General features: G+C 63.3%; 23 protein-coding genes. 6 read left to right on the top strand and 17 right to left on the bottom strand.

The genetic code is table 11. The features are described from left to right. Positions 1 to 282: 282 nt before the first annotated feature. A complete protein-coding gene (gene aroQ / locus H1204_RS18115; protein ID WP_180732106.1) occupies positions 283 to 729 on the bottom strand; it encodes a type II 3-dehydroquinate dehydratase in 447 nt (148 codons plus the stop codon). Positions 730 to 1,114: 385 nt separating this feature from the next. Here aroQ and H1204_RS18110 point away from each other — a divergent pair, with 385 nt between their 5' ends. Further along, positions 1,115 to 1,453 (top strand): hypothetical protein, encoded by a 339-nt coding sequence (locus H1204_RS18110; RefSeq protein ID WP_180732105.1) that lies wholly within the window; start codon positions 1,115 to 1,117, stop codon positions 1,451 to 1,453. Between the two features lie 137 nt (positions 1,454 to 1,590). Continuing rightward, complete coding sequence (locus tag H1204_RS18105) at positions 1,591 to 1,905, top strand: hypothetical protein (RefSeq protein WP_243468711.1); 315 nt, start codon at positions 1,591 to 1,593, stop codon at positions 1,903 to 1,905. Positions 1,906 to 1,947: 42 nt separating this feature from the next. On the opposite strand, the gene H1204_RS18100 is transcribed toward H1204_RS18105, so the two are convergent. From H1204_RS18100 to H1204_RS18075, 6 genes are all read right to left on the bottom strand, one after another. After that, positions 1,948 to 2,283, bottom strand: a complete 336-nt coding sequence (locus H1204_RS18100) for a hypothetical protein (protein ID WP_180732104.1) — start codon at positions 2,281 to 2,283, stop codon at positions 1,948 to 1,950. 104 nt (positions 2,284 to 2,387) lie between these two features. Next, entirely contained in the window at positions 2,388 to 3,164 is a 777-nt protein-coding gene (locus H1204_RS18095) for an AraC family transcriptional regulator (RefSeq protein WP_180732103.1), read from the bottom strand. A 153-nt stretch (positions 3,165 to 3,317) separates the two neighbouring features. Continuing rightward, the gene (locus tag H1204_RS18090) at positions 3,318 to 4,610 is read right to left on the bottom strand and encodes an FAD-dependent oxidoreductase (protein WP_180732102.1); all 1,293 of its coding nucleotides are present in this window, start codon (positions 4,608 to 4,610) and stop codon (positions 3,318 to 3,320) included. After that, the gene (locus tag H1204_RS18085) at positions 4,607 to 4,879 is read right to left on the bottom strand and encodes a (2Fe-2S)-binding protein (protein WP_180732101.1); all 273 of its coding nucleotides are present in this window, start codon (positions 4,877 to 4,879) and stop codon (positions 4,607 to 4,609) included. The genes H1204_RS18090 and H1204_RS18085 overlap by 4 nt, the downstream gene beginning before the upstream one ends. Beyond that, positions 4,872 to 5,999 carry an FAD-dependent oxidoreductase gene (locus H1204_RS18080; RefSeq protein WP_180733206.1) on the bottom strand — a complete coding sequence of 376 codons (1,128 nt, stop codon included), beginning with the start codon at positions 5,997 to 5,999 and terminating at the stop codon, positions 4,872 to 4,874. The genes H1204_RS18085 and H1204_RS18080 overlap by 8 nt, the downstream gene beginning before the upstream one ends. After that, positions 5,996 to 6,961, bottom strand: a complete 966-nt coding sequence (locus H1204_RS18075) for a 4-hydroxyproline epimerase (protein WP_180733207.1) — start codon at positions 6,959 to 6,961, stop codon at positions 5,996 to 5,998. The genes H1204_RS18080 and H1204_RS18075 overlap by 4 nt, the downstream gene beginning before the upstream one ends. 348 nt (positions 6,962 to 7,309) lie before the next feature. Here H1204_RS18075 and H1204_RS18070 point away from each other — a divergent pair, with 348 nt between their 5' ends. After that, a complete protein-coding gene (locus H1204_RS18070) occupies positions 7,310 to 8,215 on the top strand; it encodes a dihydrodipicolinate synthase family protein (RefSeq protein ID WP_180732100.1) in 906 nt (301 codons plus the stop codon). Between the two features lie 73 nt (positions 8,216 to 8,288). On the opposite strand, the gene H1204_RS18065 is transcribed toward H1204_RS18070, so the two are convergent. Next, a complete protein-coding gene (locus tag H1204_RS18065) occupies positions 8,289 to 9,014 on the bottom strand; it encodes a response regulator transcription factor (protein ID WP_180732099.1) in 726 nt (241 codons plus the stop codon). Between the two features lie 264 nt (positions 9,015 to 9,278). Between H1204_RS18065 and H1204_RS18060 the strand changes: the two genes are divergently transcribed. Together H1204_RS18060 and H1204_RS18055 are read left to right on the top strand one after the other, a co-directional pair. Continuing rightward, complete coding sequence (locus H1204_RS18060) at positions 9,279 to 10,586, top strand: MFS transporter (protein ID WP_180732098.1); 1,308 nt, start codon at positions 9,279 to 9,281, stop codon at positions 10,584 to 10,586. A gap of 88 nt (positions 10,587 to 10,674) precedes the next feature. Then, positions 10,675 to 12,195, top strand: coding sequence for an MFS transporter (locus H1204_RS18055; RefSeq protein ID WP_180732097.1), 1,521 nt, complete (start codon positions 10,675 to 10,677; stop codon positions 12,193 to 12,195). Between the two features lie 85 nt (positions 12,196 to 12,280). Here the strand turns inward: H1204_RS18055 and H1204_RS18050 are convergent, their stop codons facing one another. Both H1204_RS18050 and H1204_RS18045 read right to left on the bottom strand, forming a co-directional pair. After that, positions 12,281 to 12,553: a hypothetical protein gene (locus H1204_RS18050; RefSeq protein WP_007587531.1), complete on the bottom strand. Its 273-nt coding sequence runs from the start codon at positions 12,551 to 12,553 to the stop codon at positions 12,281 to 12,283. Between the two features lie 148 nt (positions 12,554 to 12,701). Next, on the bottom strand, positions 12,702 to 13,139 hold the full coding sequence (locus H1204_RS18045) for a DoxX family protein (protein ID WP_180732096.1): 438 nt from the start codon (positions 13,137 to 13,139) through the stop codon (positions 12,702 to 12,704). Positions 13,140 to 13,449: 310 nt separating this feature from the next. On the opposite strand from H1204_RS18045, the gene H1204_RS18040 reads away from it, so the two are divergent. Continuing rightward, positions 13,450 to 14,178, top strand: coding sequence for a DeoR/GlpR family DNA-binding transcription regulator (locus H1204_RS18040; protein WP_180732095.1), 729 nt, complete (start codon positions 13,450 to 13,452; stop codon positions 14,176 to 14,178). Between the two features lie 343 nt (positions 14,179 to 14,521). On the opposite strand, the gene H1204_RS18035 is transcribed toward H1204_RS18040, so the two are convergent. The 7 genes from H1204_RS18035 to H1204_RS18005 all read right to left on the bottom strand — a co-directional run bounded on the left by H1204_RS18035 (position 14,522) and on the right by H1204_RS18005 (position 23,264). Beyond that, complete coding sequence (locus H1204_RS18035; RefSeq protein ID WP_180732094.1) at positions 14,522 to 15,568, bottom strand: ABC transporter permease; 1,047 nt, start codon at positions 15,566 to 15,568, stop codon at positions 14,522 to 14,524. A gap of 1 nt (position 15,569) precedes the next feature. After that, positions 15,570 to 17,102 carry a sugar ABC transporter ATP-binding protein gene (locus tag H1204_RS18030; RefSeq protein ID WP_180732093.1) on the bottom strand — a complete coding sequence of 511 codons (1,533 nt, stop codon included), beginning with the start codon at positions 17,100 to 17,102 and terminating at the stop codon, positions 15,570 to 15,572. Positions 17,103 to 17,181: 79 nt separating this feature from the next. Further along, positions 17,182 to 18,186, bottom strand: coding sequence for an autoinducer 2 ABC transporter substrate-binding protein (locus tag H1204_RS18025; protein WP_035996855.1), 1,005 nt, complete (start codon positions 18,184 to 18,186; stop codon positions 17,182 to 17,184). A gap of 109 nt (positions 18,187 to 18,295) precedes the next feature. Beyond that, entirely contained in the window at positions 18,296 to 19,315 is a 1,020-nt protein-coding gene (locus H1204_RS18020; protein ID WP_180732092.1) for an ABC transporter permease, read from the bottom strand. 50 nt (positions 19,316 to 19,365) lie between these two features. Continuing rightward, the gene (gene rbsK, locus H1204_RS18015) at positions 19,366 to 20,325 is read right to left on the bottom strand and encodes a ribokinase (protein ID WP_180732091.1); all 960 of its coding nucleotides are present in this window, start codon (positions 20,323 to 20,325) and stop codon (positions 19,366 to 19,368) included. A gap of 5 nt (positions 20,326 to 20,330) precedes the next feature. Further along, positions 20,331 to 20,795, bottom strand: a complete 465-nt coding sequence (locus H1204_RS18010; protein ID WP_091776525.1) for an RbsD/FucU family protein — start codon at positions 20,793 to 20,795, stop codon at positions 20,331 to 20,333. Between the two features lie 69 nt (positions 20,796 to 20,864). Further along, positions 20,865 to 23,264, bottom strand: coding sequence for an aldehyde dehydrogenase family protein (locus tag H1204_RS18005; protein WP_180732090.1), 2,400 nt, complete (start codon positions 23,262 to 23,264; stop codon positions 20,865 to 20,867). Positions 23,265 to 23,273 lie beyond the last annotated feature (9 nt).

The raw sequence follows: 23,273 nt of genomic DNA, 5'->3' as shown, positions 1-23,273 counted from the left end.
CAGACGCGACCGGTAGCGACTCAGCGACGTGCGAATGACGACGCGATCTTCACTCCAGGTATTCGGTTAGAAGTCCAGCGCAAAAAACGGGTTATTCAGACCTTCCCCTACTTTTCTTTGCGGCAGCAAAGAAAAGTAGGTGCCGCCCCGCACAGGGGCGACGCGTGAAGCTCGCTAACGCATCGCGGATGCCAGCGCAAAGACCAAAACACCGAACGTCAACACATGAAGCGCGATGCCAGCGCAGAAGCAAAAAAAAACCACTCGCGCCGCGCAGGCGCATCACCTCAACTTCAAAATCTCAGCCATCCGCTCCAGAGCGAGCACATATCCCTGAGTACCGCACCCACAAATAACCCCATCCGCGACAGCGGACACATACGAGTGATGTCGGAACGCTTCACGTTTGTGAACATTAGAGATATGCACTTCGATCAGTGGCTTTCCAATCGCCGACAGCGCATCCGCAATGGCCACCGAAGTATGCGTATAAGCCGCAGGATTAAACACAATCCCCTGCTGCGTCGTACGCGCTTCGTGAAGCCATTCGATCAACTGATGCTCGGCATTCGACTGCCGAAAATCAATCGCGAGATCAAGCCTTTGCCCCGCCTCGCGGCAGCGCCGCGCAACATCATCGAGCGTTTCCGCGCCGTAGATCGTCGGCTCTCGCGTGCCAAGCAGGTTGAGATTAGGTCCATTCAAAACCAGCACCGACGCAAAACTCATGACTAAAAACACTCCCTATAGTGACCCACACAGCTCGTTGAAAGCCGCTCCCGATGCACCTGACGCGAGCCGCGCCAAAGTTTGCACGTCATCGCAAAGCGCGTCTTTTGGGGTTTTCACTGATTTTGTACCATTTAGTTAACGTAATATTAGTAAAAGCGCATAAATTCATACACACAACATATACACAAATTAACTAAATAGCCCAAAAATGAAAAATCGAAGCGCCGGCGGCAAAAGAATTCCCCACATTGATTGCCAACGAAAAATCAGGCACACCGCTTGCACCGATATAATTTCCCGAACGTTTTGCGGTTCCGCATCGCCGAGCCCGTCCCTCACCCGACGCCTCGCGCGGCGCCCACCGCCAACCAGAAGGAGACTCATGAAGAAGCTAGCCGTCACCCTGTCCATCCCGCTGCTGCTCGCCGCTTGCGCGCAATATCAGGCGTCTCACAACCCGGATGCCGGCGATCCGATGAAGGACAACATGACGAATCGCCCCGTCAACGACGTCATCCAGTGCATGACCCAGGCCGCGGCGAAGCACGACACGCCCGTCAAGGCCACGCCCATTCCGCAAGGCCAGATGCTCGATTTCGGCGAGTCCAACATCGTCAAGGTCCGCGCCGACAACGGCGGCACGACGTTCCGCTACTACGCGGGCAAACGCAACACGTCGAACCTGTGGATCGAAGGCGCGAGCAAGGAATGCGCGCCCTGAGGCCGCTCGCGAGCGCGGCGGCGTAACTGGATGTAACAACTTCCCGCCCCTCGAAGGCGGATGGCTTAAGAATCGTTTAAGTCTGCGCTGCCAGTATTCGTCCTTGACACTGACCCGCATTCCAGCCAGGTGCCAGGATGGATTACTACAAAGACCGCAACGACCCGACGAAGCGCATCGCGACAGACACTCCGGCCGCACCCGCGCAAGCCGCCGCCGCGAAAGCAGCGCCGCCTAAAAAGACGACCATTCTCCGCCGGCTCCTCAGCCCGCATGAACTCGCGACGCTGCTGCTGTTGCTGCACGCGCCCATGGCTGCCCTCGCCAAGCCGGAGATTCCGACGCTGCAGGAAGCCGGGCTCGTCGAAAGCATCGCCACGGATGCAGGTGAATCACACATTCGCCTGACGTCCGAAGGCAACGCGATTCTGCGCGGACTCGGCGTCAAGTAAGCCCGGCACATCCCGCTTTTCGGCGCATCTCGCGCTGCGAAATTACGCCTGCCACACGCCATACCCTGCTTCGCGCAAGCCGATCGCCAGTTCGACTTCCATGTCGCGCGCGCCGTCATACGGCAGCGGATTGAAGACTTCATACAGTTCCGGCATCAGCCGCAAGCCAAAGTCGCGCACATAGCGATTCGACTGAATGCCCGCCTTGTGCCGGTCGAAGCGCAAATCCGGGTCCAGCCCGGTCATACCCACATACACGCACGGCCGTTCGAACCGATAGTCGGGATTCGCGCGTCGAAAGCGTGCCTCGTTCCAGACGGTATCGTCGAGCGCGACAACGTACACGTAATAGCGAAGCTTTGCGCGGCGGGCGGGCATCGTTCTCTGGCTGCTTGTTTGGCTGCTGATGACTGGCTTCTGACCGCAAGGGCGGCTAATAGCCGGTTTTGATTTTGCTCGATGTCGCTGAGCGGAACTGACAGTTAGTTGCGCGCAGTGCCGTGCAACAGCATCCGGTATTCGGTCGGCGTTACGCCGACGGTCGCCTTGAATTGCCGCGTGAACGCACTGTGATCTGTATAGCCGCACAGCGCAGCGACGTCGGTGACCTTGTCATGCGATACAAGTAACGCAGTCGCCGCATCGAGCCGGGTCTTCAGCAACACCTGACGCGGCGTCAGATGAAACACCTTGTGAAAATACCGTTCGAGCTGCGCAACCGACATATCCGCCATCGCAGCAAGCTGCTTCAAGTTCAGCGGCTGAACGTAATTCTCTTGCAGATACTGCACGACCGTCGCGAGCCGGCTATACGCGGGGTGGCTGCTTTCATCGGCGCGCAGGTCGCGCGAAATGCCCGCCAGCCCGACCACTCGCCCCGCCGCGTCGCGCAATGGCTGCTTGCAGGTCAGGCACCAGCCCGGCTGCCGGCCCGGATACAGATGCAGTTCCAGCTGATCGACCATCTGATTGCCGACATGGATCACCGCCTTGTCCTGCGCCGTGTAGATGCGGCCGAAGCGGCTCGGAAACACGTCTTCCGCCGTCTTGCCGAGCAGCTTCTCTTTCTCCTTGAATCCACAGCGCGACACCAGCGTCCGATTGACCAGCGCGTAGCGCGCCTGCGCGTCCTTCACGAAGAACACGATATCGGGCATCGCGTCGAAGACAGGTTCGAGCAGCGCGAAATGCGAGAGCATCCCGGCCAGCGACGCCTCACCCGAATCGAGCGCGTCAAGCGTAGAAGCGAACGTGTTCATCGTGAGGGTTCCGTGCATGGGCTGCGAGAACGTGAAGATCGCCACGGCGGGTGTCGCGGGCTGATCGATTATAGGGCGGCGCGTGGCGGGCGAAAAAATCTTGCGTCAATGCGTTCGATGCGCGCCTCGGTATTTTTCTCGCGGACGGGCGGATCAATATGCGGCCGTATCCTCGTCGGCCGCGAGGATCAGCGTTGCGATCTGCGCCGGGTGGATGGGCGGACGAACCTGCGTCACATCCCAGCCGAGCAACGTCTGCGCCGCACCGCCGCAAATGCGGCCCTGACACGCGCCCATTCCGCAGCGCGTGTGCAGCTTCGCGTCGCGCCAGCTCGCGTGCGCGCGCACCTCGCCGACCGATACGTCTTCGCAACGGCATAGCAATGTGTCGTCGGCGGGTAGTTGGCGCGCGGGGCCGCGCAACGCGAATGCCGACTCGACGCGCGCTGCGAAACGCTGCCAGCGCGCGCGTTCCCGTCTCAGTTGCCCGACGGGTTCGCCATGCTGGACGTCCACGGCTGCAAGTCCCGCAAGCCGCCCTTCCACCCGCGCAAGCTCCATCCCGCCGACGCCCACACATTCACCCGCCGCGAAGACGTTAGCGACGGAGGTGCGCTGCGAGTCGTCGACCGCAATCGCACCGTCGACGCGCGTCGCGCAGCCCAACGCGCGTGCGAGCGTCGTGTTGGGCACGAGGCCGTAGCCGCAAGCGATGCGATCGCAATCGATCGTTTGCGTGCGTCCGTCCGCGCGTTCGACGATCGCACGCTCGACACGTCCGCTGCCCTGTGTCGCGCGCACCACGCTCGACGTCAGATAGCGAAGTCCAGCAAAGCCGCGTGTCAGTTGAGCCGCTTGCACGAGCTTCGCGGGTGTTGCCCCAAGCGACACGCCAAACCGCATCACCGACACAAACGGCGCCTGCTCGACCACGGCCACGACCCGTGCGCCTGCGGCACGCGCGGTCGCGAGCGAAGCGAGCAGCAACGGACCGCTGCCCGCGATCACGATACGCTCGCCGTGCACAGGCACGCCGCCCTTGATCAACGCCTGCAAGCCGCCTGCGCCCGTCACGCCCGGCAGCGTACAGCCGTCGAACGGCAACAGCAGTTCACGGGCGCCCGTGGCAAGAATCAGGCGGTCGTAGCCGATGCACGCGCCGCCTTGTTCCGCCGATTCAATCAGCAATCGGCCTTCGTCGAGCGGCGCAATGACGCGCGTCGCAGACGTGAGCGTCACGTTGCCCTTCGTTTGGATCTCATGCAGAAACGCGGCCAATTGATCCGATGGCGGATGCGCGGGCCCATTGCGCCATACCTGGCCGCCCGCGCGAGGATTGTCGTCGAGCACGGCGACGCGCGCACCCGTTTTCGCGGCCTCGCAAGCGGCAGCGAGACCCGCCGGCCCCGCCCCCACGACGACGACATCGAAGTGCTGACCGTTCATCGCGGCCTCGTCGTTTGCACGATCTGGCCGTCGCGGCACACGGTCTGACATGCGAGCACATGCATGCGCCCATCGACCGTCACGCGGCATTCCTGGCACACGCCCATGCCGCACATTGGCGCGCGCGGCTCGCCAGTGACGGACCCGCGCGTGCCGTATGCGCTCCCGCCGCACACCGCCAGTGCAGCGGCGATGGTGGCGCCCTGCTCGATCTCGACAAGCTCGCCGTCGATCGTGACGCGAACGCGTGGAAGAACCGCTTCAGACATGACACGCCCCAAACTCGAAACGCGCAGGCAGAAACGGATCGACGGCAATGGCAGCCGCTGTCTGCGTGATCTGCGCGGCGAGCAACTGCGCCGTGCCGAGCGACGTCGTCACGCCCAGTCCTTCATGGCCGACAGCGAGCCACACGCCAGGTGCCGTGCTGGCCGCGGGTCCGATCAGCGGCAAGCCATCCGGCGATGCCGCGCGAAAGCCCGTCCATGCGCGGATGCCGTTGAGCGTCGGCAATGCGGGCAGATAACGCGCCGCGCGTTGCAGCATCTGCGCGAGCACGGGCATTTCGACGGCTGCGTCGGTCGTGTCGAACTGGCGCGACGAGCCGATCAGCAGTTGTCCCGTCGGTCGCGGTTGCGCGTTGAACGCAACGGAGGTTCCCGTCGCGTGATGGGCGCTCTTGATATAACCGAGTTCGAGCAATTGATGGCGGATGAAACCAGGGTAGCGGTCGGTGATCAGCAAATGGCCTTTTTTAGGCTGCAACGGCAAGCCGCGCACGAGTTCACGCGCCTGCAGTCCGTTCGCAACGACGATGTGGGCGCCGCCAATGCGTTCGCCATTCGACAGCGTGACGTGCTGCGCTTCGACGGCCACGGCTTGCGCATGTAGTCTCACGTCGATCCGCGCAGCGCCGGGCGATTGCGTGAGCAGCCATTGCGCAGCAGAAGGCGCATAGACGATGCTGTCGTGCCCGATGAGCAAGCCGCCCGCCATGTCCGCTGCGAGCGACGGCTCGCAGTCGTAGAGCGCGCGCTCGTCGAGCAGTTCCGCCGCCACGTCCTGCGCGACGAAACCGGCGTGCATGTCGCGCGCGGCGTCGAGTTCTTCGGCGTCGGCTGCGACCCACAGCGTGCCGCAGCGCGCGAACGCATCGCGCGTTCGCAACTGCGGCGCAAGCTCGAGCCACAAGTCGCGCGAATAGCGGCTCAACGCGAATTCCGCCGGCGAGTCGTTCATCACGACGATATGCCCCATGCCCGCCGCCGTCGCGCCGCCGCCGATACCCTGCGCATCGAGCACCGTCACGCGCAGTCCGCGCACGGCGAGTTCCGCCGCGCACGCCGCGCCGACGATGCCCGCGCCGACGATCACGACATCCGCCGTCATACCGTGCGGATGCCCCACGCGAATGGATCGCGCTCGTCGAAGCAAAGGCGGCTCTCGGCCATGATGTGCGCGTGGCCGGTGATGGTCGGAATGACGGTCGCGATGCCGTCCTGCGTCCCGCCTTGCGCATAGCTCGCTTCGAACACGCTGCCGATGATGCTTTCTTGCCGCCACACCGTTCCCGCCGCGAGCTTGCCGTCGGCGGCGAGGCACGCGACCTTCGCGCTCGTGCCCGTGCCGCACGGCGAGCGGTCGTACGCATTGCCGGGGCACAGCACGAAGCTGCGGCTATCGAGACCTTCATGCGAGCCCGGCCCGAACAGCTCGATGTGGTCGATCAGCGCGCCGTTCGCGCCCGTGATGCCCGCCGCGATCAGCGCGTCGCGGATCGTCGAACTGAATTCAGTGAGCTCGGGAATGTTCGACGCGTCCAGCGTGCGACCATGATCCGCAACGAGAAAGAACCAGTTGCCGCCCCACGCGATATCGCCCGTCAGCGGACCGAAGCCGGGCACGTCGACGATCACGTCCTTGCGATGCCGGTAAGCCGGCACATTGCGTACCGACACACTGAGATCGTCGTTGAGCGTCGCCTCGACGATGCCGACAGGCGTGTCGATCAGATGCCGCCCCGGCCCGATGCGTCCCATGTGCGCGAGCGACACGACGAGGCCGATCGTGCCGTGACCGCACATGCCCAGATAGCCGACGTTGTTGAAGAAGATCACGCCCGCCGCGCACTCCTTGCGATCCGTCTCGCAAAGCAGCGCGCCGACCACCACATCCGAGCCGCGCGGCTCGGTGACGATGCCCGCGCGCCAGTCGTCGAAGCGCTCGCGAAACACGTCGAGCCGTTGCGCGAGCGTGCCGCCGCCGAGGTCGGGGCCGCCGGACACCACGAGGCGGGTCGGTTCACCGCCCGTGTGCGAATCGATGACGTTCAAGGTTTTCATGCTGCCCATGGTAGAAACGCGGCGGCGCGCAGTCTTGAAGCGGCTGCGCGTGGATTGTGACGATTTCAGCATAGCCTGAAGAATGCGGATGCCGCTTGCATTCAGGCTGTGACCGGATGGATCATCGAGCAGACAGAGCGCGGTTGCATCGCGTGCGGGTAGGGTATCGGTCCAGCCGCGTTCGGCGGTTGTATGAAGGGAAAAACGGGCACGAAACGCCGAAAGCATCGTAATTCATGGATCCCCCTGGCACAGCCGCTATGCTGAAATCGTCACGCGGGACGCGCGATTCGCGCAAGACATCCGAATATTCCCTGCTTACACTGCACTCGACTCATCACTTTCAGGAGAGCAGTCGTGGCGCATATCTGGGAAGGCGTATTGCCCGCAGTCACCACCAAGTTCAACGCGGATTTCAGCATAGACCGGGCGTGGACCGGCAAGAATATCGAGGCGCAGATCGAAGCGGGTGTCGACGGGATCATCGTGTGCGGCTCGCTTGGCGAGGCGTCCACGCTTTCCCTCGATGAAAAGCTGCAGGTGCTCGACGTAGCCGTCGAGGCATCGCGCGGCCGCGTGCCCGTACTGCTGACGATCGCCGAAAACAGCACGCTCGACGGCTGCCGCCAGGCCGAAGCGGGCGCGAAGCGCGGCGCGGCGGGCTATATGGTGCTGCCGGGCCTGCGTTACCTGTCGGACCGCCGCGAGACGCTGAACCACTTCCGCATGGTCGCCGACGCCAGTCCGCTGCCGCTGATGATCTACAACAATCCGCTCGCGTATGGCGTCGACATGACGCCGGAGATGTTCGCCGAGATCGCCGACGAGGAGAAGATCGTCGCAATCAAAGAATCGTGCGGCGACGTGCGACGCGTGACGGATCTTATCAACGAGGTCGGCGACCGCTATGCGATTCTGTGCGGCGTCGACAATCTGGCAATGGAAGCGATCCTGATGGGCGCGCATGGCTGGGTCGCGGGACTGGTGTGCGCGTTCCCGCACGAGACGGTCGCGATCTACAAGTTGCTGAAGGCGGGACGGCTGGAGGAAGCGCGCGCGATCTATCGCTGGTTCGCGCCGTTGCTCGCGCTCGATGTGTCGGCGAAGCTCGTGCAGAACATCAAGCTGGCGGAAGCGATCGTCGGCCTTGGTACGGAACCGGTGCGTCCGCCGCGGCTGCCGCTCGCCGGCGAAGAACGCAAGGCCGTCGAAACGCTGATCCGCCGCTCGATTGAAACGCGTCCTGTTCTGCCGAAGCTGTAAGTCCGAACGCGCGAAACAAAAAAGCGGCGGCTTCCTTGCACAGGAAGCCGCCGCCAGAACCGCTTGTATCCGATCAGGCCGCCTCTGCGTGCGGCACAACGGTGGTTTCGCTCGCACGCAGATGCAGCAGGCGATACCCGCTCTTGTACACGGGCTGCAGACGGAAATCGTTTTGCGGCTCAATCTGCAGCAGCACGCGCAGGCGCGACACGTGGCTGTCGATCGTGCGAGTCACCTCGCGGAACTCCCGGCCCCAGACCATCGCGAAGATGTGATCGCGCGACAGCACGCGGCCAATATTCGAAAAGAACAGCGACGCCAGCCGGTATTGGGTGCCCGACAACTGCACGGGCGCGCCGCGCAGCGTGACCAGTTGACGGCGGGTGTCGAAGTGATACGGCCCGACATCGAAACTGTCCTTGCCGTAGCGTTCCGGGTACGCCCGGCGCAGCAGCGCAGACAGGCGCTCGCGAAACTCGGCGTGCCGCACGGGCAGCGTGGCGTAATCGTCGGCGCCCAGCACGAACGCGCGCACAGCGCTTTCTTCCGAGCCATCCGCCGACGCGAACATCACGGGCATGCGTTCGCCGCCTACCGAGCGAACCGCCTTGAGCACGTCCGTGCCCGACAGACGCAGCGCGTGCCAGTCGAGAATCAGCAGATCGACCGTCGAGCGGGCGAGCACCTTGGAGAGGGTCAGGCCGTCGTCGTACACGACGCAACTGTGGCCAGCCTGAACGATGATTTTTTCCAGCAACTTACCCTGCACGAGGTCACGTTGGAGAATGGCGATACGCATGGATGGTTCCTCGACAATTGGTCCAGGATCGCGATTCTGTTCACGCTGTATCGTTAAGCCCATAAGACTTGTCTGAATTTGCAAAGGTTCTGCGACAAATTACATACTGTAAAATCGCGGGCTGGCCAAAATCGTCATCACGCCGCCCTATCCGGGCCGGCGTGCCGTGTCCCGTGCCCTACCCGGCGCTGCCGCACTTCCCGCCTGACGACCGCCGTACTCCGCGCGCAACGCGCGGCTCTTCTATTCATACAACGACAGGCAATGCAAGCAACAGAACTGGGTAGACCACACGCCAGGGACAGCGCGCACGCGCGCCCCTTGACCCGCCACGACTACAAGACGCTCAGCCTCGCCGCACTCGGCGGCGCGCTCGAGTTCTACGACTTCATCATCTTCGTGTTCTTTGCCCCGGCGATCGGACAGCTGTTCTTCCCGCAGTCGATTCCCGACTGGCTGCGCCAGCTGCAGACCTTCGGCATCTTCGCCGCCGGTTATCTGGCGCGGCCGCTGGGCGGCATCATCATGGCGCACTTCGGCGACCTGCTCGGCCGCAAGCGCATGTTCACGCTGAGCGTGCTGCTGATGTCGCTGCCGACGCTGCTGATGGGCGTGCTGCCCACCTACGCGAGCATCGGCATCATGGCGCCCGTGCTGCTGCTCCTGTTCCGCGTGATGCAGGGCGCGGCTGTGGGCGGCGAAGTGCCCGGCGCGTGGGTGTTCGTCTCCGAGCACGTGCCGCAACGCCACGTCGGCTATGCGTGCGGCACGCTGACGGCGGGCCTGACAGCGGGCATCCTGCTCGGCTCGCTGGTCGCGTCGGCCGTGAACCGCCACTTCGCGCCCGCGGATATCTCCGATTTCGCCTGGCGCATTCCGTTCCTGCTCGGCGGTGTGTTCGGTCTTTTCTCGGTGTACCTGCGCCGCTGGCTGCACGAGACGCCCGTGTTCGCTGAAATGAAACAGCGCAAGTCGCTGGCTGCGGAAATCCCTCTGAAGGCCGTGCTGCGCGATCACGGCCGCGCCGTGATCGTGTCGATGCTGCTGACGTGGATGCTGTCGGCCGCGATCGTCGTCGTGATCCTGATGACGCCGACGTTGCTGCAAAAGCAGTTTCACATCGCGCCGGCAACGGCACTGTTCGCCAACAGCATCGCGACGCTGTTCCTGACGATCGGCTGCGTGCTGGCGGGCTCGCTCGCGGGGCGCTTCGGCGCGGGCCGCACGATTATCGTCGGCTGCGTGGGACTCGGCATCGCGTATTACGTGCTGTTCCAGCAACTCGCCGTCGATAGCGCGATGCTCGTGCCGCTGTACGCGGTCGCGGGCCTGTTTGTGGGCGTGATCGGCGCGGTGCCGTTCGTGATGGTCAACGCGTTCCCGCCCGTCGTGCGCTTCTCGGGCATCTCGTTCTCGTACAACGTCGCGTACGCGGTGTTCGGCGGCCTGACGCCGATCGTTGTTTCGCTGATGCTGAAGTCGAATCCGATGGCGCCCGCGCTCTACGTCGGCGCGCTGTGCGTGATCGGCGCGCTGACCGCGTGCTTCGTGAAGAAGGACGCCGCGCAGTAAAGCTGTTTCAAGTGGCGTGCCCGGGCACGCCACTTGCCCGCAAGGACTGGTCGTCGCATCGACACTTCAAGCCGGTCCGAAACGTCGCATGGCAGGGCCGCCCTATCATCGACGCATGAATACCTCTCCTGTACCTCGTTTCACGCCAGCGCTCGCGCGCATCGTCGCGACGGTCAGCGTCGGCTTCGTCGTCACGCAACTCGACGTGACCATCGTCAACATCGCGCTCGCGAAGATCGGTGCCGATCTGCATGCGGACGTCACGGGCCTGCAATGGATCGTCGATGCGTACACGCTCGCATTCGCGGTGCTGATGCTGTCGGCGGGCGTGCTGGGCGACCGCTTCGGCGCGCGGCGGATGTTCGCGTGCGGCATCGCGCTGTTCGCGGCGGCGTCGCTGGCCTGCGGGCTTGCATCGGGCGCCGCGCTGCTCGTCGCGGCGCGCGCCGTGCAAGGGATGGGCGCGGCGGCCATGCTGCCCAATTCCCTCGCGTTGCTCAACGAGGCATGCAGCCACGATCCGAAGCTGCGCGCCCGCGCCGTCGGCCTGTGGACGGCGGCGGGCGCGATCGCGATTGCGGCGGGCCCGGTGATCGGCGGACTGCTGATCGCCGCGTTCGGCTGGCGCGCGATCTTTCTGGTGAATCTGCCCATTTGCGCGTTGGGGCTGGCTGCGACGTTCGCGTGGGTACCGCGTCCGCGAGCGGCCTCGCGCGACCAGGCGCCCGCTAGCCGCGGCGCACGTCCAACCGTGCGCGGCATCGACCCCATTGGTCAGTTGCTGGCAGTCGTCGCGCTGACGGCCTTCACGGGCGCCGTGATCGAATGGCGGCCGCTCGGACTCGCGCATCCGCTCGTTTATGGCAGCTTCATGCTCGCGCTGATCGCGGCGATCGCGTTCGTCGTCACCGAGCGGCGCGTCGATACGCCGATGCTGCCGCTCACGTTCTTCGGCAACCGCACGTTCAGCGCGGCCGTGCTGTTCGGTATCTGCGTGAATCTGACTTACTACGGCGTCGTGTTCGTGCTGAGTCTTTATCTGCAGCATGCGCGCGGCGAGACGGCGCTGCAGGCCGGTCTCGCGTTCCTGCCGCTGACGGGGGGATTCCTGATCTCGAATGTCGCGAGCGGCTGGGTGGTCGGGCGCTTCGGCGCGCGGGTGCCGATGATCGCGGGCGCGATCACGGCTGCTCTTGGCTACGGGCTGCTGCACTTCGCGCAAGCCGCTTCGCCGCTCTGGACGTTGCTCGTGCCGTTTCTGCTGATTCCGTCCGGCATGGGCCTCGCCGTCCCGGCGATGACCACGGCCGTGCTAGCTTCCGTCGACGCGCAGCGCGCCGGCACGGCATCGGCGGTTCTGAACACGGCGCGGCAGGCAGGCGGCGCGGTCGGCGTGGCGGCGTTCGGCGCGCTCGCAAGCGCGTCGGATGCGGCGAGCGCAGCGGGCGCAGCGCATGTGGTGGCCGGCCTCAGATCATCGACGCTGATCTCGTCTTGCATCTTGCTGTGCGCGCTCGGGCTCGCGTGCCTCGTGCATCCCGAGCCGCACGCGCACGCCCGGGCGCGCGCTGGCCGCCACGGCGCACGGCCTGCGAACGCCAGCAAATGAGACACGCATGACACACTAAAAACACAACACCCACGATGCACGCGGCATCGTGGGTGTTGCAATGGTGGGAAGCGGAAAGCAGGCGTTACAGCGTCGTCTCCTGAATCGCGCCCGTATCGAGTGCCCTTTCGATGAGGCCTTCGCTCTGCACCTTGCGGATCGCGTCGGCGACGAGTGTCTCCGGCTGTTCGATTTCCGCCTTGATCGAGCTGATCAATCCGGCAGCATCGAGGATCACGAGCGTTTCGGCCGTATCGGCCCGGCTGATGATCACGCGATGCGGCGTCGGCCCTTCGCCGAGGCTCGCGCAAAACTGCATGACCGTTCCGTTGATCGTCTGGTCAAAAGCTTGAATCATCGCGTGCTCCTTTTCGTCGAATTGGCTTGCCAGATGTTGGTGGCGCACGAATGATGCCCGCCCGCGCGGCCGCCTCGCAATGGAAGGCGCGCTGATTGCCACTTTTGTGCCGCTTTTGCGCCGCCGCGTGCCGCTACAAGCGCAACAATCACAGGCTGCTGCCCAGGCCGCCGCGCGGCGCGCGCGCGCCGTCGATGCTGATGCGTCCCGCGCCCGTCACGAACAGCAGCAAAAATCCGCCCGCGATGCCGACGTTCTTCCAGAAATGAATGATCATGTCGCGCTGCAAGGTCGCGTCGGTGATGTTCCAGAAGTCGTGTCCGAGGACAGCCGTGGCGATCGTATAGGCGGCCATGAACAGGCCGAGCGCGCGGATTCTGAAGCCGACCACGAGGAACAGTCCGCCGAGCACCTCGACGGCCGTCGCAATCGGTGCGGCGATCTGCACGAACGGCACGCCCTTCGAATGCAGATAACCGACGAAGCCCGCATAGCCGAGCAGCTTCATCACGCCGCCCCAAAGGAACAGCACGGCAAGCGCAAGGCGGGCAAGAAGAATTACGCCGGAATCGACGGGACGCGTCATGGATGTGGCTCCTGATTTGAATTAAGCAGAAGACCGGGCGGCACGTCATCAGTTCCCGGGCGCTCAAGTCAGAATAAGTGGAATGCCCCGCTTTTCCAAGCAATCGACATAGGCGGAATCTGACGCCTTCTGATTTTTCAACGCTTCGATATGGACGCCGACGCCGACCTGGACGTGATGTTGGGGAATGCCCGTAAATGAGCGAATTCATCAGCCGGCGCGGGCACAGGCTTGTTATAATCTTCTCAGGAAATCGAACAAAATCTAACGCGCCATCTCGGCTCAACATCGCGTTGAAGAGACCATCCCCATGCTGAAAACTGAACGTCTGCGCATGCTCGCCGATGCGTTGGCCAAACAGAGCGTGATGCGCCTGCGCGACGCGGCGACGCTGCTGGGCGTATCGGAGATGACGGTACGCCGGGACATTGCCGCGAGCCCGGGGCATTTCACGTATCTGGGCGGCTATATCGTCAGCGCGACGGACGTGCCGAACACGGCTGGCTATTCGCTGGAACAGGAAAAGGACCACTTCGCGCAGGCCAAGGCGGAGGCGTCGGCTGTTGCGGCGAAGCTGATCGGGAACAACGAGACGCTATTCATCGACTGCGGTACGACGCTTACTACGCTCGCGCGGCTGATTCCTAACGATTTGCATGTGACGATTGTCTGCTATTCGCTGAACGTTGCGGAGATTTTGCGGCGCAAGCCAAATGTGCGGATGATTCTGCTGGGCGGTGTGTATGTGCCGTCGTCGGATTCGTTTTCGGGCGAAGAAAGCATTGAGGTGCTTCGGCGCATGGGGATCAACAAGGCGTTTATTTCCGCCGGTGGCGTTGATGATGCGCACGGCGTGACGTGCTGGAATTTTCATGAAGTTGCTCTGAAACAGGCCGCGATGGCGGCGGCTGTCGAGAGCCATCTCGTGGTTGATAGTAGTAAGTTTGGTGTTGTTAAGGCGGTTCGGTTCTCGAAGGTCGAGGAGTTTGCTTCGATTATTACTGAGAAGGGGCAGGTGGTTGCCGCGAAGCGGAAGTGAGTTTTTTTGTCTGCGACGCTGGGCGGGGGGTTTTGCCTCTGCGCTGGGCATCTGCGATTTGCCTTCGTGGCGCGGATGGTTTGGTTTGCTCGTGTTTGCGCTGGCATCCGCGATGCGTTAGCCTGCTTCACGCGTTGCCCCTGTGCGGGGCGCTGGCATCCGCGCGTACTGCCTTTCGCGGCGCGGCGGTTTGGTTGGTCTGGCTTTTGTGCTGGCATCCGCGCTATGCCTTCCTGCTTCACGCGTCGCCCCTGTGCGTGGCGGCACCTGAAGGCACCAAGACATAACGCGGATGCCAGCGCAAAGACCAAAACACCGAACAGCGTCGCAGACAAAAAAAACCTCAACCCTTCCGCTGCAAAGCAAACAACGTCCCAGCAATCAAAATAAACGCCCCGATAATAACTTTCTGCCAGGTACTAGGCACCCCAACCAGAATAAGCACGCTATTAATGAGCGTAACCAGCACAACCCCAAGAAGAGTCCCAACAACAGTCCCTGTTCCACCAGTAATCCGGGCCCCGCCCAAAATCACCGCTGCGATCACATCGAGTTCAGTGCCTACAAGATCAAAAGGATTCGCGAGCCGGTTATTCGACACATGCAAAATGCCGGCAATCCCCGCGAGCATCCCCGTATAACCGAACACAAAAAGATGAATAGCCTTTAGGTTATAACCAAGCCGCTCGGCAATGGCCAGACTGCCACCCATGGCATAAACACCCCGCCCCATCATCGTGCGATTAAGCAGCCACCAGGTGACAACAGAAGCAATCACAAGCGCCAAAACAGAAGCCGGCAGCACAGCCCGTAACCCATCCGCGGTGTGATAAAAGAACAGCGGAATACGTCCAAAATGATCCATGCTGTGCGGAATGTTCATAAAGAACGTCGTGCCGATAAACGTCAGCAGAATCCCGCGATACAGATACTGAGTGCCAATCGTCACGATCAGCGAAGGTGCTTTCAACCGGTGCACGAGCACACCATTGATCACCCCAAGCACAACCCCACCAACCGCGCCGACAACAAGAATCAACGCAAACGGCGCATCCGGCCACCAGGCAAACACAGCCTTGGTAATCGCATACATAGTGAGTGCGCCGATCGCCGTGAACGACACGTCAATCCCACCCGACGCGAGCACAACAAGCGTCCCAAGCGCGAACAGCGACATCGTCGTCGCCGAATGCAGCAGATCGAACAGCGTCGCTAGCTGAAAGAAACGCGGATTGATCGCGCCGACGATCACGCAAGTCACGACGATCAGCGCCGCCGTGAACCACTCCGGGTTGCGCGAGAGCTTTGCGCGCCACGTATGCGGCTTCACCTCGGGCGCGATTTCGACGACGTTGGGGGTAGTCACGGTCCGGTCCATGATAGACGACATCTTATGCAGCCTCTGACAGCAAAGCGTGATACAGCTCCGCTTCGTTCAACTGATCCGCGCGATACTGACTCGCCACGCGGCCTTTCTTCATCATCAGAATACGATCGCAGTTCTGCAGCAACTCGGGCAAGTCATCGCTGATCAGGATGATGCCGATGCCCCGCTGCGACAGCTTTTGCATGATCCGATAAATGATGTCCTTCGAGCCGACATCCACGCCGACAGTCGGCCCATGCAGGATCAGCACATGCGGATCGATCGCGAGCCAGCGGCCAATCAGCACGCGCTGCTGGTTGCCGCCCGACAGCGACTGCACCGGCTTGTCGACGCCAGGCGTCGCAATCTGCAAGTCCTTTACCGTCTGCTCGGCAAGCTGCTGCGCGCGCGCCCGGTCGATCTGTCCAAAGCGGTCGCGCAAGCTCGAAATCATCGCCGTGATAACGTTGTCGCGAATCGGCTTGTCGAGGAAAAGCCCTTCGTTCAGGCGGTCTTCGGGCACATAACCGATCCGATGGTCCTTCGCGTCCGACGGCGTGCGCAACACAACGCGTTTGCCTTCGAGCGTGACCGTGCCGCTCTCAGCCGGCGCAACACCCGCCAGCGCGCGCGCCAGTTCGTTACGGCCCGAATCGAGCAGTCCCGTCACGCCGAGAATCTCTCCGCGATGCAGCGCGAACGACACATCGCGGAACTGCGCGCCGCGCGTGTAGCCCTTCACGTCGAGCACGACTTCCTTACCAACTTCGCCTTCGCGATACCGCTCGCTCGACAGATGACGGCCTGTCATCAACTCGCTGATCTGCGTTTTCGTGTAATCGGCGATCGGGCCTTGCGCCATCTTCTGGCCGTCGCGCAGCACGATCACTTCGCCGCCGATCGCATAGCACTCGTCGAGCTTGTGGCTCACGAACAGCACGGTCACGCCCTGCGCGCGCAGATTGGCGAGCACGGCGATCAGGTTGTCCACTTCTTTTTGCGTAAGCGACGTGGTCGGCTCGTCCATGATGACGAACTTCGCTTCGCTCGCAATCGCACGCGCAATCGCCACGAGTTGCCGCGTCGCGAGCGGCAACTGTTCGATCAGCGTCGACTGGAATTCGGCATCGCCTGGCAGGCCGACGGCTTCGAGTGCTTTCGCCGCAGTGCGCGCAAGCGCCTTGCGGTCGAACGTGCGCGTGAGACGCCCGTTGTGCTCCGCTAGCTCCGACGTCAGCGCGACGTTTTCGGCGACGCTCATGTTCGGCAGCAGCGACAAGTCCTGATAGACCGTCTCGATACCCGCCGCGAGCGATTCGAGCGCCGAGAGCCGCGCATGCGAAACGCCTTCGATGATCAGCTCGCCTTCATCGGGCGGCTGCGCGCCGGAGATGATCTTGATGAGCGTGCTCTTGCCGCAGCCGTTTTCGCCGAGCAGGTGATAGATCTGCCCGCGCTCGAAAGACAGGCTCACGCCGCGCAACGCATGCACGCCCGTGAACCGCTTGTGTACGCCGACCACCTGCAGGAACGGCGTGGAGGAAACGTTTTGATTCATGCTGAAAAGCCGTGCTCCAGATGAATGTCGAAGCGTGCGGGCGCCCGCTCGCGAAAGCCCGCACGCCGTGATGCCACGATCAGAAGTTGTATTGCTTGTAGTTCGTCTTGTCGACGTTCACCCAGCCCTGGCCGCGCACGATGATGCCCTTGCCCGGACCCTTCTCGACCGTCACCTTCGTGTAGCCCGGAATGCCGAGGTCAGCGCCGTTCTGCACGGTCTTGCCGTCGACCAGCATCTGCGCCACCTTGTTCATCGCCAGACCGGCCAGCTTCGGGTCCCAGAACGCAATGCCGTTCACCGCGCCGCTTTCGAGGAATTTGCCCGCTTCCGTCGGCAGACCCGTGCCGTACACGCAGATCTTGCCTTGCATGCCCGCTTCTTCAACGGCGCGGCCAATGCCGATCACGTCCAGCGACGACGAACCCTGGAAGCCTTTCAGGTCGGGATGCTTGCGCAGCACTTCCTTCGCGACTTCATAGGCTTTCTCGCCGTCGTTGTTCGTTTCGAGCTTCGGCTCGACGAGATTCAACTTCGGGTACTTGGCCTTCGCGTTGTTGATGCCGCCGTCAGCCCATTGCACCTGCGAGCGGCTGCCGAGCGAGCCGACGAGCACGGCCCACTTGCCGTCCTGATGCATGCACGATGCGAGGCGTTCGTTCAGGCCTGCGCCATACGCGGAGTTGTCGAAGGCTTCGATGTCGACCATCGTGTTCTTCGCGTTGTCGGCTTCATGCGTGACGACCTTGATTCCGCGATCCATCGCCTTCTTCAGTGCGGGTTCGAGCGTCGGCGGATCGTACGGAACGACGGCGATGGCCGTCACTTTCTTCGCGATCAGGTCTTCGATGATCTTCAGCTGCTGCGCGGCGTCGGCGCGGCCCGGGCCCGTCTGATACGCCTGCACGCCCGGGTTGTCCTTCGCGAACTCCTTGACGCCTTCGTCCATCCGGTTGAACCAGTTGATGCCCGTGACCTTGACGACCGTGACGATCGTTTCATTGGTCGCGGCTTGCGCGGCGGCGATCACGCCGAGCGCGAGTGCGCCGGTTGCAAGGGCGGCGCTCAGTCGGGTCAGTTTCATGCGTTTGTCTCCGTTGCCTTTAGTGATTTGGTCATTGAGTTGGTGTCGCCCCTTCATATGCACGCGGAAATCCAGGGCCCCGATGTCCGCTGAAACTATCGCTGCAGCGCTAACGCCTCTGATTCGGCTGCGCGAAACCGAAGATCGCGCGCACGCGCTCGCCGCCCGCGAAGGCGAGTGACGCCAGCAGCAGGAAACCCCACGCGCAATCGCCGAAGAACTGCGATACGCCGAGCAGATTGAAGAAGCTCGACAGAAACTGCAGCACCGTCGCCGCGAAGAACACACAGATGATGCGGCCATAACCGCCCGCAGGATTGACGCCGCCCATCACGGCGATCAGGATCGCGATCAGCAGATACGAATTGCCGTAGTCCCATTTCGCGCTCGACGTGTGCGTGACGCTGATCAGCCCCGCCAGCGACGCGAGAATGCCGCACATCATGTACGTGAGAATCAGCATCCGCGCGCGCGGAATGCCCGTGTAGAACGCGGCTTTCGGATTCGTGCCCATCAGATACAGACGCAAGCCGAACGGGCTGCGACGCAGCAGCCAACCGAGCACCACAACAGCCGCAATGAAGATCACGAACGAAACGGGCACCTGGAACCACGTGCCATTGCCGATATCCGCCAACGGCTCGACATAATCGACGTGTACCGACGCGCCGTTGCTCAACACGACGGCACAACCCGTGAACAGCAGTTGCGTGCCGAGCGTGCAGAGAATCGGCGTGAGGCGCAAACGTGCGATCACGACGCCGTTTACCAGCCCGCCAATGGCGCCCATGCACACGACGATCGCGCAGAACACGCTCGTATAGAGCATCGGCGAATCGTCGCCGCTGATGAACTTCGGCACGATCAGCGCCGCGACCATGCCCGACAGGTTCGCGAGCCCGACGCCCGACAGGTCGATGCCACCGTTGCCCGACACCATCGACAGCATGATGCCGAGCGCGAGCAGCCCGAGTTCGGGCAACTGGCCGCCCATCGATTGAAGGTTGTCGAGCGAGACGAACTGGCCGTGCGAGATCCATGTCGCGGCGAGCACGACGAGCACGTTCACCGCCAGCAGAAAGTTCAGTTGCCGGTCACGAAACAGGCCGGCGGAAAGCGAGGACTTCATGTCGAAACGAACTCCTTCATGCCGCGCGCCGCATCGTGCGGCGCACGCGCTCAATGCGTTGAAACGGGATGACCGGCCTGGGCCAGCACTTCGTTGACTTCGGCGAGCGTCGGCATCGAAGGCGCGGTGCCGGGCCGCGTCACGGAAATGCCCGCCAGCGCGCAGCCGAAACGCGTCGCTTCGACAGCATCCGCGCCGCGCGCGAGCGCCGCCGCGAAGCCGCCCGTGAAGCCATCGCCCGCGCCTGCCGTTTCAACGACACGTCCACACTGGAACGCGGGCACGAACACCGATTGCTCCGCCGAATGCAGCAACGCGCCCGCTTCGCCGAGCGTCACGATCACGTTGCGCACACCCTTCTTCAGCAGCACGTCAGCGGCACGGCGCGCGTCGTCGACATTGCTGACGTCGATGCCCGTCAACGCGGTCGTCTCCGTTTCGTTCGGCGTGATGTAGTCGCACAGCGGGAAGATGCTGTCATCGAGCGGCAACGCGGGCGCGGGATTGAACACGGTCGTCACGCCATGCTTGCGCGCGACTTCGAGGCCGCGTTTCGCTGCGCCGACCGGCTGTTCGAGTTGCGTGACGAACACGCGCGCCGAGGCGATATCCGCTTCGATCGCGTCGACATCGCCCGCATTCATGGTCGCGGCCGCGCCGGACGCGACGATGATCGCGTTCTTGCCGGTGATGTCGTCGACGAAGATGTGTGCTGCGCCCGTCGATGCGCCGTCGATCACCGACGCACGCGCCGTGATGCCTTCGGCGTCCCACGTGGCTCGCGCAATCTGGCCGAACGCATCATTGCCGATGCGCGTGCAGAACACGACATCTGCGCCGGCGCGCGCCGCCGCGACGGCCTGGTTCGAACCCTTGCCGCCGGGCCCCATCTTGAACGCATTGCCCGCGATCGTTTCGCCGATCAGCGGCATGCGGTCCGCGCGAAACGTGAGGTCTGTCACGAAGATGCCGAGAATGACGACGCGGCCTTCTTTCTGTTGCGTGGCCATTGTCGTCATTCCTTCGGTGCGTCGGGCGCGAGCAGCACGCCCTTCTTGAAGATGAAGCAGCCGTAGCCGCGCGTTTCGCCCGTGGCGATCACGCAGTAGGCTTTCTTCGCGCGCGCATAGAACGCAAAGCGCTCGATGCCGACGAACGGCACATTGCGCCCTTCGGCTTCGTTCACTTCGGCTTGCGCTTCGCGCTGCACGGCGGGAATGGTGTTCGGCTCGCCGACCACTTCCATGCGCGAGGCAGGATCGTCGACGAACGTATCGAGCGGCAGCACCGACAGCAGCGCGCGAATTGCGCGCGGCGCATCGACGCCATCGAGCCGCAGCAGTTTGCCCGTCACGGACTCTCGCGCGACCGAGTCGCCCGGAAAGTTCGCGTCGCAAATCACCACTTCGTCGCCGTGGCCCATCGCGCGCAGCGCGTGCAGCACATCGGCGTTCAACAGCGGGTCCAGATTCTTCAGCACGTTGTCTCCTCCGTTATTCGGTTGGCGCGCTATCGTTCTGTCATGCCCTGTCAGGCGATCAGAAAGCGATCAGTCGCCATACGGTATCCAGATGTTCTTGACTTGTGTTGCATGGCGCAAAAACGCCGGGCCTTCGCTCGATGGGTCGAACCAGTCGAACGCGCGGCCATGATCGACGAACGTGCGCTTCAGGTTGCCAATCGATTCGCGTTCGGCAAGCGCCGAATCCTTCTCGGAGCCAAAGCACCACAGCGCATCGACATCGTCGTGCTTCGCGAGCGCCGGCAACAGCGCGCCGCGTTCGCCCGTCACGATGTTGAGCACGCCCGCAGGCACGTCCGACGTCTCCACAATCTGATAGAAGTCGGTCACTGTAAGCGGACTCGACGAACTCGGCAAGGCAACCACACGATTGCCCATCGCGAGCGCAGGGGCAATCAGCGAGACGAACGACAGCAGCGGCGCTTCATCCGGACACGCAATGCCGATCACGCCGAGCGGTTCGTTCATCGCGAGCGCGACGCCGCGCAGCGGCGGCGCATGCACAGCACCGTCGAACTTGTCGGCCCAGGCGGCGTACGTGAAGAGCCGCGTCACCGACGCGTCCACTTCGCGGCGCGCTTGCGTCTCGCTGACACCCGTGCGTCGAACCAGTTGATGCACGAATTCATGCGCGCGCACCGCGAGATTTTCAGCGAGGTAGTAGATCACCTGGGCGCGGTTGTGCGCGGTAGCCTGCGACCACTTCTGCGCGCCACGCGCCGCCGCAACGGCATTGCGAATGTCCTTGCGATTGCCCTCGCCCACTTCGCCGACGAGCACGCCATCGGCGCCATAAACAGGCAGCGTGTAGCCGCTGTCCGGCCGTGCCTGCTTGCCGCCAATGAAGAGCTTCGCGGTGCGGTCGATCGCCAGCACATCGGCGGTTGGCTGAGCCTCATGCGCTTGCGCCGACACGTCCGTCACGCGATGCACCGGGCGACGCTCGCCAAGCGCGAGCCACGCCTTCGGCTTCACATATTCGTAGATCCCTTCGCGGCCGCCTTCGCGTCCATAGCCCGACTCACGATAGCCGCCGAAGCCGACGGCCGCGTCGAACAGGTTCGTCGCATTGACCCACACGACGCCACATGCGAGGCGCGGCGCGATATCGAGTGCGCGGCCGATCGTCTCGCTCCAGATGCTCGCGGCGAGCCCGTAGCGCGTGTTGTTCGCGAGCGCGACGGCTTCGTCGGGCGTGCGGAACGTCATCGTCACGAGCACGGGGCCGAAGATTTCTTCCTGCGCCAGCGTCGAGGCGGGCGCGACACCCGTGACGAGCGTCGGCGGATAGAAGCAGCCGCCCGTGGGCACCGTTGTTTGCGTCGACTGATAGATCTCGCAGCCTTCCAGACGGCCCGCTTCGACGAGCGACTCGATGCGCTCCAGTTGGACCTTGTCGACGATCGCGCCGATATCGATGCTCTTGTCGAGCGACGGGCCAACGCGCAGCGTCGCCATGCGGCGCTTGAGCTTGTCGATGAAGCGCGCGGCGACGCCTTCCTGCACGAGCAGACGCGAGCCCGCGCAGCACACCTGGCCCTGGTTGAACCAGATCGCGTCGACGACGCCTTCCACTGCGCCGTCGAGGTCCGCGTCGTCGAACACGATGAACGGCGACTTGCCGCCCAACTCCAGTGTCAACGACTTGCCCGTGCCCGCCGTCGCTGCGCGGATCACGCGGCCCACTTCCGTCGAGCCCGTGAACGCGATCTTGTCGACGCCGGCATGTTCGACGAGCGCGGCGCCCGTGCGTCCGTCGCCCGTTACCACGTTCAGCACGCCCTTCGGCAAGCCCGCACGCTGCGCGAGTTCGGCGAACAGCAGTGCCGTCAGCGGCGTGTATTCAGCCGGCTTGAGTACCACGCAATTGCCCGTCGCAATGGCAGGCGCGATCTTCCACGCGAGCATCAGCAGCGGGAAATTCCACGGCACGATCTGGCCGATCACGCCGAGCGGCGCAAACTCTTTGAACTCGCTGTCCTGCAGTTGCGCCCAACCTGCGTGATGCAGAAAGTGCCTTGCCACAAGGGGAATATCGATGTCGCGCGTCTCGCGGATCGGCTTGCCGTTGTCGAGTGCTTCGAGCACGGCAAAGAGGCGGCTGTGACGCTGGACCATCCGCGACAACGCATACAGATGCCGCGCGCGGCCCGCGCCGCCCAGCGCGAGCCAACCCGGTTGCGCGGCGCGCGCGGCGGCGACGGCGGCATCGACATCCGCCGCATCGCCTTGCGCGATATGCGCGAGCAGTTCGCCCGTCGCGGGTTCGTGCGACGCGAAGCGTTCGCCCGCTGCGGGCGCGCGCCATCCACCGTCGACGAAATGGCCGAACGTCGCGTCATGTTGCGCGAGCCATGCACGCGCGGGTTGATCGTCCTCGGGTGCGGGACCGTACTCCATCGATGAAAAATACTCGGCTACGCTCATGGGATCGAT

It is taken from the genome of Paraburkholderia sp. PGU19, assembly GCF_013426915.1.
Taxonomy (GTDB): Bacteria; Pseudomonadota; Gammaproteobacteria; order Burkholderiales; family Burkholderiaceae; genus Paraburkholderia.
This window is presented reverse-complemented; position numbering and strand designations above follow the sequence as displayed.